General features: G+C 26.3%; 6 protein-coding genes. 1 reads left to right on the top strand and 5 read right to left on the bottom strand.

What is annotated here, in order from left to right:
* Positions 1 to 76: 76 nt before the first annotated feature.
* A complete protein-coding gene (locus P161_RS0106030) occupies positions 77 to 1,003 on the bottom strand; it encodes a hypothetical protein (protein ID WP_026776133.1) in 927 nt (308 codons plus the stop codon).
* 149 nt (positions 1,004 to 1,152) lie between these two features.
* Here P161_RS0106030 and P161_RS0106025 point away from each other — a divergent pair, with 149 nt between their 5' ends.
* Positions 1,153 to 5,253, top strand: coding sequence for a caspase family protein (locus P161_RS0106025; protein ID WP_155810428.1), 4,101 nt, complete (start codon positions 1,153 to 1,155; stop codon positions 5,251 to 5,253).
* A 40-nt stretch (positions 5,254 to 5,293) separates the two neighbouring features.
* Here P161_RS0106025 and P161_RS0106020 read toward each other — a convergent pair whose 3' ends face one another.
* From P161_RS0106020 to P161_RS0106005, 4 genes are all read right to left on the bottom strand, one after another.
* Positions 5,294 to 9,811 (bottom strand): hypothetical protein, encoded by a 4,518-nt coding sequence (locus tag P161_RS0106020; RefSeq protein ID WP_155810427.1) that lies wholly within the window; start codon positions 9,809 to 9,811, stop codon positions 5,294 to 5,296.
* An 11-nt stretch (positions 9,812 to 9,822) separates the two neighbouring features.
* Complete coding sequence (locus P161_RS0106015) at positions 9,823 to 10,005, bottom strand: hypothetical protein (RefSeq protein ID WP_155810426.1); 183 nt, start codon at positions 10,003 to 10,005, stop codon at positions 9,823 to 9,825.
* Between the two features lie 81 nt (positions 10,006 to 10,086).
* Positions 10,087 to 11,796, bottom strand: coding sequence for a DUF6531 domain-containing protein (locus P161_RS0106010; RefSeq protein ID WP_026776129.1), 1,710 nt, complete (start codon positions 11,794 to 11,796; stop codon positions 10,087 to 10,089).
* Positions 11,793 to 14,825: a tetratricopeptide repeat protein gene (locus tag P161_RS0106005; protein WP_026776128.1), complete on the bottom strand. Its 3,033-nt coding sequence runs from the start codon at positions 14,823 to 14,825 to the stop codon at positions 11,793 to 11,795. The genes P161_RS0106010 and P161_RS0106005 overlap by 4 nt, the downstream gene beginning before the upstream one ends.
* Positions 14,826 to 14,827: the final 2 nt, after the last annotated feature.

Here is a 14,827-nt window from a genome sequence, read left to right as displayed (position 1 = left end):
AAGGCACTTCATTTTTCTTAAAATTTTAAAGTAAAAACAAAAAATTTTGGTTGATAAAAGTTACAGATTTCTATAACTAATCTACAATTTTATTAATTGTAGAAGAACCATTTTTAATAATAGCACTTTTGTTATCACTTAAAATAGAAGGCAATTTATTTAAGTATTTACTTTTATTTCCTTCATATTCCTCTAACTGAACGTTTACTTTTATAACTCCATACGTTGCATTTTCTTCCAATTCAGCTAAAATAGGAATATCATAATACCATTTTGTTAAGATTGGTTCATCAATCTGGTTTTTGTAACCATATTTAATGTTTTTAAAATCATATTCTTGCTCAATTAAAGTAGCAGTTTGCGGAGAACCATCTGTGCTTCTCCATTGTCCTTCAATGGAAATTAATACACGCGCATTTAAGTTTTCATCAGTAAAAACTTTTGTTTTAGAGAAAAAGACTCTCAATTCACTAAAACTTAAACGCGTTACACCAGGATTTCCTTCATCACTTTCAAAATCGATAACTGCATGAAAATTTAATAAATCATCATTTTCTTTCGGGAAAAAATCATCTAACGCTAAAACAGTGGTTGCTTTTGCACCTCTAGATTTCGGTTTCACATCAATTTCACGAGTCATTATAGATTTCATTTCCGTTTTCTGTTCACTTTCTATTGGGTTTGCATACTTTTTAAGCTGAATTCCTGTATATGTTTTTTCAATTTTACCAGAAAAATTATTGTAATAATCGTTTATAGAAATAGAGTTTGTGTAGGTATTGATCAATTTTTTTGTAGAATTATCAACCAAATATTTTGCACCCATAAAAAGTCCCTCTAAAGCAGCAGTTGTAATTCCTCCTCTTGCCTTTGGTTTTGTTAATTCAACCACAAAATTTTCGTTAGATTGTATGTTAGATCTTTTATGGCTTGCACAAGATGAAAACAAGAAAGAAACAATTAATAAACTTGCGATAGAATTTTTTAGAAGTGTTTTAAACATCAGAATAGATTTTTTTGTAAATATAAGAGAATCTTTTAAACGACATTTTATTTATTTGGTAAGGTTTTTGTTAAAGTTTTGATAATCAAATAAGTTATCTCTTATAAATATTGATTATTTTAGCGAAAGATGACAGAAAAAGAAAAATTATGAGAAAGTTTATCAAATTAAAAATAATACTGAACTTTATTGTTTTAGGACTCCTCTCTAAAACGTATGCTCAAGATAATTATAAATTACACTTAAAAGAATATCATTCTTCTCAAATAACAGATATTATTACTTCTAAAAATGAAGAAAGAATACTTACAATTGATGCATCTGGAAAAATATTAAAATATAATACAGACGATTTTAGCTATCATAGTACATTAAAAAATAGTGATGGTTTTTTTATAGAAAGCCCACGTTTAATTTTTGATGGTAAAGGTTTATTGTATAAGAGTAAAGATACACTTTGGATTTTAAATTCAGAAGGAAAAGTATCTGGGAAAAGTTTGTTTAAAGGAAATATTATTAGCAATAAAAATAGCCCTTTTACTATTTTAACAAATAGTATAAAAAACACAATGGATACTGAAATTGGAATATTTAACGATAAGTTTCAACCCTTTACATCTTTTAAAGCCAATAACGAAATTAAGGTAGCAAGTATAAATAAGGATAGTACAAACATTGCTTATGTAGAAGAACATTATACAGGCAAACAAAATTTAGTTTTAAGAGATTTAAACACAAAAAAGGTGCTTTGGGAAAATGAGGTAAATGATAATTATAAAATTATTTATCCTTTTTTTAATGAAGAAACTAAAACGCTTTACACAGTTACACTTTCTAAAGAAAAAAAAATGTTGGCTATTTTTGGGTATAAAAACAGCCTAAAATCTCCAAAACCTACTCTTGAAATTCCTTGGTCAAATATAGATTTATCAACCATTATTACAGATTATTTTTCTAAAAGTAAGCAGCTCATAATTACAAAAAAAAACGCTTTACTCTATGATTTTCCAATTATAATAACATACAAAAAAGGCAGGTTTATTAGAGAAGAAATCAGTTTGTCTAAAGTATGTAATTCGCCTGTTCTTTTAGAAAGCAAAAATCAGTTGGTTATACCAAACCAATATTTTTCTAATGGTTATAATGATATTGCCAACTTTTCTGTACAAGACTTAACTAAAAATTCAAATAAAATTATTCCTGATTTTTCTCGTGAATTTTATAAAGGAATGTTTTTGCCTGATGACAGTTTTTTAGTTGAGGGTTTAGAAACAAAAGAAAAGAATTTTAAAACAAACGAACTACAAATAAAATATTTTAGCAAAGGAACCTTTTACAATCGCTTTAATAACTTGCCTTTTATCGATTATTTAGAGGTAAATCATAAAGTTTCTTTTTATTCTAATGATTACCTATTTAATGAAGATTCTGGTTCTGTGATTTTTAGAGGTTCAAGCCTTGTAAATAACGAAAGCTATATTTTTAAATATAATTTTATTGAAGACACAGTAATAAAACTTTATAAAATTAAAGATAAATATTTTAGTATTATTGATTATGATGCTTCCTCAAACAAACTATTATTAAGTCCGAAAAAATATTACAACAGAGGTTATACAGATCCTCAACCTTTGGCTATTATAGAAAATAATAAACTTAAGGAATTTATTGGGTTGTATAAATTTGCAAAATTTTCTAATAAAGCTAAACATATTTTAACGATTAACGATAAAAATGTTGCAGAAATAAGAACAGATTTAGAAACAGTAACCTTTGAAAAAAAACTAATTGATGGGAGTTACATTTTGCATAATGCTGATAATGGTTTTGTGGTAAGTAATGTTTTTCAAACATTTGATTTTGGTAAATGTAATAAAGAAAGTGTCTTTTTTATCCCTGATGAAAATGGTTTGTTTACATCAGAAAAAAAAGATTGTATTTATGTAAACGATTTAAGTTATGTAGATGAAAAAGTGGCATTAGCTATCGAAAATTTAGGTATTATTTTGGTTGATAAAATTATACCAGAAACCGCTCAAAAAAAGATAAAATCTGTTTCATTTAATAACGATGCTTCAAAGTTAATGATTAGTTACGCAAATGGAAAAATTAGTATTGTAGATTCTGAAACGTTAAAAGAAATAGGAGGTATGTTTCATCCATCAGAAAAAGAACATATTTTTTACGATTCTGATAATCATTATTTTAGCAACACAAATGCAGATGATTTTTTATATGTTACCAAAAATGATAAAAAAGAGTCTTTGCAAAATGCAGACAAAACTATTTTTAAACCACAAGAAGTTTTAAACGTTTTTAGCACACCAAATCAAGAATATCTTACACTTTTAGAAAAAGCTATTTCTTTACGAAAAAACAAAAAAGAATTTAGTGAAATAAAAACGCTTAACAAACTTACAAATACTCCTATTGTTGATAAAAAAGGCGATTTATATTTACTAAGCATTGGGGTTTCTAAATACAAACAAGAAGCTTTTAACTTAACTTTTGCCGACAAAGACGCTTTTGATATTGCCAATGTCTATGGTAAATTAGATTCGATAACTATTAAAGATTTTAGAGATGAATTTCTTGGCACTAAATACAGTTTAAAATCGACTAAAAACGAAAATTTAGGAAGTATAAACAGCTATTCAGGAGATTATAGTTCTATTGGTGAAATGTTTCCTATTGATTTTGATGGAAAAATTTGGTTAGAAATAAACTACGAAAAAACATTTATTTGGAATTATAACACAAATTCAATTGATGAAATAAATTTTCCAAATGATTATAAAAAAGAAAGCTTTTCTTTTAAGAAACAAATTTATACTTCTAAAACAGGCAATGAATTTTATATCAGAACTAATGAAAATACATTTTACAAATATGAATTTTCATCAAAAAAATTCATCAAAATAAAAATGCCTTTTACAATTGATTTTGAGCAGGAAGCAGATAATTTACAACCACTTTTAAACAACAAATGGTTTCATTTTAATAGTGTTTCTGATGGTTTAAAAAATGAAATTAAAGTTTCAATTGGTGATGTATCATCAAAAGAAATTACCATAAAAAGTTTTGATATCAATAGATATAAAGAGTTTGGTAAAGAAGAGGTTTTAGAGGGCTCAATTTACAATCCACAATTTAAAGATGTAAATAAAAGCGGCACTTTTTTATTATATAGAGCAGGTGATGATGAAACGTTTGTCATAAATTTAGAAAAAGAAACAACGCCAATAAAAGTACCAATAAATATAGCCTATGGAGATGAAGCTTCCATTGCTGAAGATGGAACAAAAATTACGATTTTAAATAGCAAATTAAATGAATTTAGACACAAAACAATTACGTATAATTTAAAAGGCGAAGTTATAGAGGGCAAAACTTTTGTTGATGAAGACTATAATATAAAAGGAGTTTCTATTTTTAATGCTGCTCCAAAGTGGATTAAGGCAAGCTCATCTTTAGTAGATTCTTTTAACTATAGTGCTTTTAGTTCAGATGAAATTTTATCAAAATCTACACCTTTTTCTTTCAATAAAACATTCGTTAAAAAAATTACAAATAGTGAGGCAACAAAAGAAAATATAGAAGTACAAATAGCAGATTTTTTAAAGAATACCAAAGAAGAAGATCAGGTAATACTCTTTATTGCAGGTCATGGAGTTTTAGATAAAGACAACAACTATTATTATGCTCCTTATAATATGGATTTTAATGATGTTACCAAAAACGGAGTTGCTTTTAACACTATTATCAACGGTTTATCAAACTCAAAAGCATCACAAAAATTATTATTGATGGATACTTGTCATGCAGGAAACACTTTAGATATTGATGAAAACAGCGAAAATAAAACAATAGTTAGTGAAGCAGGAAAAAGAGGAACTGTAACAACATCAAACAAAAAAGCACCAAAATTTAAAGTTTCTGATATTGTTTCTACTTTATTTGACGATTTTTTATCAAAATCTGGCATTACTATTTTATCAGCTTCTTCTGGTGCAGATGTTGCTTACGAAAATAAAGAATTAAGCAATGGTGCATTTACATCTGCGTATTTAAAAATTTTAAAAAGTAAAATGTCTAATTATTCAATAAATAAAGAAGATGTAAAAAAAACAATTCCGTTAACAGAAGATTTTATTGCTGAAGTTTTAAAAGAAGTAATGCTTTTAACCAATGGAAAACAAGTGCCAGATATTAGAGAAATCAACAAAAATGTAATTATTAAAGCTTGGTAAAATTAACTTACTCTCTATAGTATATTCTATTTTAGACCACTTACCAAAGAAGAATATCCGCTAAATTATTAATTTCTCTTAAATCCATTTTTTGTTTATTATCAGTAATAATTAATAGGTTTTGCTCAAGTTTTTTTAGAAAGGTATCAAAATATCCACTACTAAAATTTTGGTTTTCAATAGGGCTTTTTATGGTTTCTAAATATGCTCTTGTAAATGCACCATTATTTATATTATTTGATTCATAAGCAACTTCCTGCCCAGAAGAAGCCGATAATACTGTTACTCCGCTTTTGCTGTAAAAATTATCTAACACAGATGTTATAATAGAAGAGGTTGTAATCTCGCCCTTATTTTTTAATAGGTTTGTTACAATAGTCCCTCTTATACCTGACTTTTGTTTTTCTTGTTCAACATTATACTTATCAAGATCAAAAGTGTTTCCTGAATGACAAGTATCTGTAATTAAAAGCTTTTTTGTTGCTGAAGATTCTGATAAAATATTTACAATTGCGTTGTAAGACACTCCTTTTTTTTCTGGTTGATTAAAAACCATATCTTGAGGGGCATAATAGTAATTTAGTTTTTTATCTAAAACTCCATGACCAGCTAAAAAGAATATAATTTGGTCTTCTGGCTTTGCTTGTTTAAAGAAGTCATTGGCATTTTTTAGTATGTTTTTTGCAGTTGCTTCTTTATTGGTGAGTGTTTTTACGTGCGTTTTTTTGTAAGATATTGGTGTGTTATAAAAAAAGTTTACATCGTCAATTATTTTTTCGAAGTAACTGTATTCAATATTAGATATTTCTGAATTATAAGTTTTTAAAACAAAAGGAATACCAAAATTAAAACCTAAAATATTAGCATCATTTTCTATCTTGATATTAGTTTTTTCTTCGGTGAGTTTTTTCTTTGAAAAATCATAAATTGAAAACGTTTCTAAAGTTACATCGTACTTTTCATAATCATATTCTTCACCATTTAAAATGTGTAATTTCTTGTTATCTTCACTAAAAACATATTTAAACCCTTTTAAATCTGATGCTAATTCAACTTCAATATATGCTCCTTTTTTTAATTGAAAGAGTCTAAAAATTTGTGCGTCAATGCCAAATTCAGGATAGTTTGGGTCTGGAATTATATAATCTTCGAGGATTCCTACAAAATCTCCATTACTTGAAACGTCCGCAATTTTATACCTTGAATCTTTTCTGTTATTTTTTACTTTTAATGGGAATTTTTTAAGTATCCAAACATTATTTTTCTTTGAAAATTTTATAAAACTTAGAGGTGCTTTTTCTTCAGTATAAAAATCAGCCAAGTAACCATTTTGGTCTTTGTAAATATTATTTTCATTTAGCATTAACCAACTAGATTTATCTGTTTTATAAGCTCTATGAATGTTAAAAGTTATATCAGTTTGCTCACTTTTGTTTGTTTTAAAATTGAAATAATTTACGGAAGTTCCTTCTTCGTATGTTTCATAATCATCTAAATTATAATAATAAAAACCTAAATTTTGGTTGTCGCTTTTATAACGTCGCTGATAATTATCACCTAAAAGTTCTATTTTATTTACATTATTATTTTTAAAATCATATAGTTTTAAAACATTTGTTACTCTTGTATAATCGGTAATTTTATCTTCTCTATTTGGTAAAAGCCAATAGTTACCGTCTTTTGAAATTTGAAAAGGACTCCCATTTTTAAAAAGATAAGAGGCAGGTATATTTGTATTTAATTCTTGAACGTTATTATCTATTGTTTTTTTTGTGATTTTTGCTGGATATATCTTATTTAAGTAGCTTTTTACATTTTTAGGCTTTAGTGTATCATAAAATAGAGACATATCTATAGCGTCTTTATGTGCATATTTTAATTTAAAATCTTTATTCTCATAGTCTGAAACCCCAACAGAAAGTATGTATAAATCTCTAGGAATTTTAAAATTATAATTAATCTCTTTGGTTAAAGATAAAGAGGTAAGTTTTTTATTAAAACAATTAATTTCTACATTATTTACTTTTTGAGATAAACTTATTTCAGCTTTATATTTAAAAGGAGCAACTTTTTTTAATTTTGAATTGTTTTGCAAAACATTATTTATTTTTATCTCAAAATTACATTTAAGGTCTTGTTTAAGCTCAATAATTATTGAGTAGGTTAATTGATTTGCTTTGAGGGTATTTTCTACATAAAAATCTTTTATTATATCTTTAACTTTAAGATTGTTTTCTTTTAATTTTTGTCTAAATTTTAAAGCTTCTTCGATTTTAGTTTTCATTTCTGTATCTAGCTTTCCAAAATCGTTTAAAATTGCAACAGGATCGTATAAATTTAAACTGTCTTCTAAAATTGAGATTCGTTTATTGTTTTTGTTGACAAATAGGTAATCATCAATATCTTTAGAATTGCTATAATATTTGCCTTTTGTATTGTAAATTAAAACTTTGTTTTCTGGAAAATTATAAATCGTGTTTAGCCTTGTAAAGGTTTTTGTATCTAATAATCTGCTTTTTCCATCAGCAAAATTTACAAGTAATTTAGTAGTATCAGCATTTAATGAAATGGTTTGCGCATCTTGTAAATTGGGTATCACATGATTGGTGTTTTCAAAAATAATTCCACCTTTAATTAACAACACCATTTTGCCATTTTTATAATCAGCATCATAAATATAATTGTTGTTTAGTTTGCTGATTTTAAATGTATTATTGGTTTCTGAAAGTAAATTACTAACCTGTTTTTCTGATGATTTATCTTTAGGATTTGATTTGGTGATGATAAAATTATGATTATCTACAGGATGAATTATATCATATATATAATCGCCTTTATGAGTATAAATGAGGTTGTTAGTTTGCCAATCATAAATTTCATAGGTGTTTTTATCTGTTTTAAGACAAAGATATTTTCCTGAATTAGAAAATTTCACATCCGATTTTTCGAACCCAAAAAGTCTTGGTTTTCCTACTAAAAACTCTTTTCCTTCGCTAATTACTATAAATTGAGTTCCGTTTTTATCATCATTAAAAACTGAAGTCAAAAAGATATTTTGTTGTGCATTAAAAGCAATTAAATCACTTTTTAAGTAATTAATATTTGTTGAAGTATTGCTAAATAATTTTACTACTTTATTGGTTAGTAAATTATAACGTGAATAATGAAAACCAATAATATTTTTTTTGTAACCGTCTTTTTCTTGTTCATATTGATAAGTTCTGCTTCCAATAACGCCTTTGTTTTTATCAAATAATTCTTCTTTAAAACCGTAAGAATTTTCTTCTAAAAAACTATTTGATTTATAGCTAAATTTATCAATTAAAGCTCTGTCTTTAAAAAATATATTCGTGAGTGAGCCTTCTTTGTAAAGATTAAAAACGATGTCTTTTGATGATTTTAAAATGTAAGAAGCCCAATAATCATCAGCAATAAAAAAAGATTGGGTATTTAAATGATCTTTAATTTTAACAAGTTCTTTTTCTACAAGCTTAAAATTTGAATCGTGAATACTAATGGTTGGTTCAAACTGATATTGCACTTTTGCAGCAACTAAAAAATATTGTTTTTTTACATCATTATAAATCCCGATGTTGTTTTTTAAAGAACAATTTTCAGTTTTTAATGTATAAACATCATCTTTTAAATCTGCAATAATAATTTTGTTGTTGTAATTATTTTGATAGTTTGAATTTTTAGAATCATTAAAAATTAGTAACTTTTTTCTGTTATTCGCAATTATAGTTGTGTTTGCATTATCTGTATAAAAGTCATTATTGCCTAAATTTTCAACACTAAAATCTTTAAGTTGAATTCTGTTAAATTCAGAATCTTTTTCTTTTGGATTTGAAGTTAGATATAATAGACTCTCTTTTTCAAATAGTATAGCAGAAAGCATTTTTTTAGGGTTCTTAAAATCAAGATTATAAATGCTTTTTTTTGCAGCTACATCATAAATTGTAAGTGCTTTTTCTTCGTTATTTTTGGCAGTTTCTATAGTTGTAATCAATTTACTGTCAAAAGAAATGGTAGCACTTAATACTCTATTTTGGGTAGTTATAGAATCTATTTTTATGAATGAAGCTTTATCAAACAAAATTAAATTTACATCGTCTTTTGCAATCGTAATTAAAGGCTCACTATTAGGGTTTGTAATTCTGTAATTGCCCTTAAACGTTTTATAAACGGTATCTCTTTCTAAATTATACAAACATAATTTACCTCCTTTTTTATGAATAAGTTGTTTGCCATCTTTGTAAGCTACATTGTAGTAATTTATAAGTAAATCTTCTTTATTATTAACAAATCTTATTTTGTAAATTTTATCAGAGCTATCTAAATTTAATGATTTTAGATACTTATAATTTTCTGAACTATAAACTAAAATATTGCCTTCAGAATCTGCTGAAAATAACTCATTTGAATTTTCATTGATAATTAAATCTGTAACATTTCCTTGATTATGTTTTATAACCTCTAAGGTGTAATTATCAGTTTTTTGCCCAAAAAAAAGCATTGGCAAAAAGAATAGAAAAAGAAATATTACTTTTTTGATCATTTAAAAGAATGTTATAAAAGTTGCTCATTTTTAGTGAATTTGTAATCAATAATTTTCTCTGTTTCGTTATTAATGATATTATGTTTAATAGTGTCTTCATGAAAATCTTTAAGCACTAATTCGTAATCTTTTACATTTTGCGCAAATGAAAAACAGCTAATAAAAAGAAATAGGAAAGGAATAATTTTTTTCATTTGGTATGTGATTTTTTTCTTTTTTGTTGTGATAGAGTTGTTTAAAATCAAAAACTAAACCAAAAATTTGAAGTGTTTATTTTAAATCCCTAAATTAACACCAGATGGTTTTAATAAAGCCAATAAGTTTTGAAAAGCTTGTGTTACTTTTAATGCCATTTTATGACCATCATCACTAGATACTCTTTCTATTTCTCCTGCATCATCATAAGTAACATTTATAGATCCAGCATCTTTCATTTTTATTTTTATAGGCTTGCCTATTTTGTTGTACTCAAAAGTTAGTTCGTTGGTTTTTTGGGTTTCATTATTTCCATCGATCATCGATAAAATTTTATTATTATCATTATATACTAATTTTACCCACTTATCACTGTTTTTTATAGCATACGTTAAATTTAAATTTTCATCATAGGTAAATTCATAAATGGCAACATTATTTTTAACGTATGTTAATTTTTCTGATGTAGGATGATATTTTAAAGAAACAAAATCTCCACTGGTAGAGGTTTTTTCTAAAAGTAAACACCTGTTATTGTATTTAAAATTGGTAATGTGTTTTCCTCTTTCTATTTTAATTGGTAGACCACAAATTTCATCGTATTCTGTAGCTGTTTTTATACCATTAATAGTTGTAATAATTTTTTGCGAAAAAGTTCCTCCATTTTGTTTTGTACCAATAAAATACTCGTAAGTATTGGTTACTAAATTTCCATCATATCCTTTCTTAATCACTTTTGTTGCATAATGATTATCATCTTTAGTACCATCATCTTTAAAAAAGTTAGTATATTCATAAGAAATCGTTTCACCTTCTCTATCTGTTATACTTTTTACAAAAGAGGTTTTTGGGTGATAAGTAATTAGCATAGCATCTTCTTTTATTCCTGGAAGTCTAACAGGATTATATAGAATTTTAGTAAGGTTATTGGCTTCATCATAATTAAATGCATATTGATTCCCAGAGATGTCTTCACTAAAAATTAAGCTATTATCTTTGTACTTGAATGCTGCATATCTATTCTTTTTTTCATTATTAAAATATATTTTTGTCACAAATCCATCCTCATTTGATTCAAAATTTAGGATGGTTCCATCAGCAGTAACCATTTTAGAAAGTATTTTATTTCTGTATTCTAAAGTAGTAAACTCTCCATTTCCTAAATCGTAACGAATTAATTTGCCATCTAAATTAAAAATCTCTTTTTCATTTTTGTTTTTTTGATTTCTAACAAAACCTTTTTGGGTTAATGTTATTTTCTGATTTCCTCTAGTAAAACTTTCCCATTCAGAACCTAAAGGAAAATCTGTTGCGTTTTCTAACAATCCTTTTTCAACATATTTGTCCCAAGTTTTTAAACGATATTCTATATTAGTTTTTAATTTTTTTATTTGATTGGTAATACTTGTGGGATTTAGCTCTAAATCTTCCTCTTCTTGCATTACCTCAATCAAATCATCAATCATTAACTGTGTTAAATCACTAGAAATAAAGTTAGAAGAATAAATGGTTTTACCTCCTGAACCATATTCTTTTACAAGCAAAGTTCCATCAGGATAAACCGTAATTGAAGTTTCAAATTTTGTGCCCCAACCATAGCCAAACAAACCAATTTCTGTAGATTTAGAATTGTAAGTTCTTGTAATTTTTTTGAATGCAGATTTGTATTTCTTTAACAAAACATCTGCATAAGATATATAAAAGTTGCCATTTTTAAGATTTACACCTGCATTTATATTGAAGCTTAAAAAGGTAAAAATAAGTAGGTTGATGATTATTTTGTTTTTCATTCCTGTAATTTTTTAATTATGCTAATTGATTTACTATTGAATTTTCTTTGTAAATATTTATCTCTTAACAATAAAGGATTAACGGTTTTTAATTTTTCTTTTGCTGCTTTGTTTTTATTATTTATAGTTAAAACTAAAGCTTCTAAAATAACATTGGCTATGGGGTTAATTTTCTGCATTTCATCAAAATAAAATCGGGCATTTTTTGCATCATTTAAATCGATATAAATTTTAGAAAGCAACTCATATTTTTTTATTTGCCAACTTTTACCAGTTTCAAAGTTCTTTAATTCTTCAATTAAAGTCTTCTTTTTGTTGATTTCATTGGTAAAATAATACAACTCTGTAAGTGCAAAAACAGTTTCTATATTGGTGTCTAATGTATAGGCTTGTTCTAAAATGTTTGTAGCTTCTTCAACATTATTTGCTCTGATCTCTCTTCTGGCTTGCAATAAAAACAGTTTTGAAAAGTCTGCTACTTTATTTTTATACGGATTGTACTTTGCAGATAACTTAAAGTATGTTGAGGCGTCTGCATGTTCTTTTGTAATTAATTTACTGTAGGCTAAATTTGTGTACCCTTTTGCATACGTACTATCTACTTCAATAGCTTTTTGATAATTTTTAATAGCTGTTTCATATTCTTTTATGCTATAAAAAGTATCACCCAAAAGTGCATATAAATCTGGTGCTTGGCTATTTCTATTGATTACTTTTTGCAACATTTTTATAGAGGTTTCTTGGTCATTTTCAGAATTTAACAAACTAACTAAACCTTTGTAAGCTGGCATATAAAAAGAATCTATTTGTAAAGATTTTTCAAATAGCTCTTTTGCGAGTACTTTATCTTGCAAACCATTTTCATAAAAATTGGCTAAGTAATAATAAGCACTTGCTTTTTTAGGATTTATTTTTATGCCTTCTTTAAAAGAATTTAATGCTTTATCATCTTCTTTTTGTTTATGAAACAACCAGCCTCTACTTGCATAAGACCATGTATAAAATGGATTGTTTTTTATAGCAATTTTAAAAAGACTGTCTGCTTTTATTAAATCAGTATTATTTTTTGGAAATCGTCTTAAAAAAGTAGCATAGTTTGCATAACCTTTGGCTAAAAAGGGCTCTAATTGAATTGCTTTTTTCAGCAAGCCTAAAGCTTTTTGTGCATCTATACTTTCATCAATTAATAAATCTGTATAATCAAATAACGCTTCAACATCTGTAGAATCTTTTTGAATTGCTTGTAAAAAATAACCTTCAGCTCCTTTAATATTTCCTTTCTTTTTATATAATTTTCCTAAATTTCTTAATGTGATTGATAAATATTCGTCTCCAAACTCTTTTACTTTATAAAAGTAGTTTTCAGCCTCTTGATATCTGCCCAAATTTTCACTAACAGCACCTAAATTATTATAACTATTTCTGTTATTTGGTTTGATGTCTAAAACTTTTTTATAATATATTGAAGCATTCTTATAATCAGCTTTTTCTAAAAAATTGGTCCCAATATTATTAATAGGAAAAGTCCAAGTTGGGATTAACACATTTGCTTTTCTGTAGTTTTCTTCGGATTTTCCATACTCTTCTTCATAATTTAAAACAATACCCAAAGCATTATAAATGTAAGCTGCTTTTTTCTCTAACTTTAAGGCTTCATTTAGCTTGTTTTTTGCCAAAGGATATTGGTTAAACTGTTTATTTTTAATAATTGCATACGCTTCTAAAAACAACTTACTTGTTAAAATTCGGTTATAGCTAAAATTGTCTTTTTCAAGAAGTTCTAAACAAATTTCTAGGTGTTTTGCATTTTGTTTAAAAACATTTCCATTTGGTAAATTTTCTACATTACCAATATAATCGTTTATTAAAAGTTGTGCTTTGGTAGAAAGTGCCATCACCAATTTATTTTTCATTAAATTGATAATTTCAACCCCTATTTTTTTCTCATTGATTGCTTCTTCTATAATTTCAAAAGCACTTAAAGAATTGCCATAATAATCTTTGTTTTCTAACGCTTTATTAAACTTTTTGATAAGATCAGAATTTAATTCCAAACCTTTTTCGTTTATATTTGAATTACTTCTAGAAGCCAATATGTTTTTAATTCCTGTAGGGTTTTGAACCTGTTCTAAAGCTTCTTTTTTATCTAAAGAAAGTACTTCTTTAAAAATACCTGTAGATGTTTTAGATTTAACAATAGGCGTTTGTTTGTTATTGGTGGCTAAATTTACATTGGTATCTAAAAACCCTTGTAGCTCAAAATATTGCAATTTGTTGTCTTGTACTAAATTATCTGCTGCACCCATTAATCCTAGCACTAAATAATAGGTAAAATAACCATGACCAGTATTATCATCGCTCAATTTTAAATTATCCCCTTCATAAGATAATTCATTAGGATTACAACTTAACAGTTTCGTGGAATTTTGTAAATATTCATTGAAGGTTTTTAAGTTGTTTTGAGCACCATCTGCAGATAAATAACCAGATCTACAAGCATCTAAAACTAAGGTTATTTTTGCATCTTTACTCGCAATTGTATTTACAGTTGTACTAATATCTTTAAAAGGAATTACACCTTGAGTGCCATAAAATTCTCTGTTTTGATTTACATCATAAGCCAATAAAAAACCCAACTTTTCAGCTACATTGTCTTTGTCTACAACATCTCCATGACCTGCAAAAAACAAATAAACAATATCATTTTTTTGTGTTGATGTTATTAAATCTTGTAATCCATTTAAAATGTTGAAAGATGTAGCGTTTTCATTTATTAAAAATGTAATATTTTTTTCATCAACCTTTTCTATTTTGGTTAAATAATTTTTGAAAAGTGTAGCATCATCATCTGCATATTTTAAAGTTAAATCAGAGGAACTATAATCAGAAATACCAATAATCAAAGCTCTTTTTGTGCCTTTTATGGTGTCTTTTTTATTTTCATCAGTTATCGTTCCTCTTGCGCCATTTTCTTGAGAAAAAATGGGAAGAATCGTTAAAAATGAAATTAAAAGGATGAGTTTTTTCATAG

The sequence above is a fragment of the Polaribacter sp. Hel_I_88 genome (genome assembly GCF_000687935.1).
Taxonomy (GTDB): Bacteria; Bacteroidota; Bacteroidia; order Flavobacteriales; family Flavobacteriaceae; genus Polaribacter.
The sequence above is the reverse complement of the archived record's forward strand: the minus strand, read 5'-3'. Positions and strand labels throughout refer to the sequence as shown.

Coding starts and splice junctions, on each gene's coding strand:
- P161_RS0106015 (WP_155810426.1), bottom strand. CDS start 10,005: ATGAAAAAAATTATTCCTTTCCTATTTCTTTTTATTAGCTGTTTTTCA.
- P161_RS0106005 (WP_026776128.1), bottom strand. CDS start 14,825: ATGAAAAAACTCATCCTTTTAATTTCATTTTTAACGATTCTTCCCATT.
- P161_RS0106030 (WP_026776133.1), bottom strand. CDS start 1,003: ATGTTTAAAACACTTCTAAAAAATTCTATCGCAAGTTTATTAATTGTT.
- P161_RS0106010 (WP_026776129.1), bottom strand. CDS start 11,796: ATGAAAAACAAAATAATCATCAACCTACTTATTTTTACCTTTTTAAGC.
- P161_RS0106025 (WP_155810428.1), top strand. CDS start 1,153: ATGAGAAAGTTTATCAAATTAAAAATAATACTGAACTTTATTGTTTTA.
- P161_RS0106020 (WP_155810427.1), bottom strand. CDS start 9,811: ATGATCAAAAAAGTAATATTTCTTTTTCTATTCTTTTTGCCAATGCTT.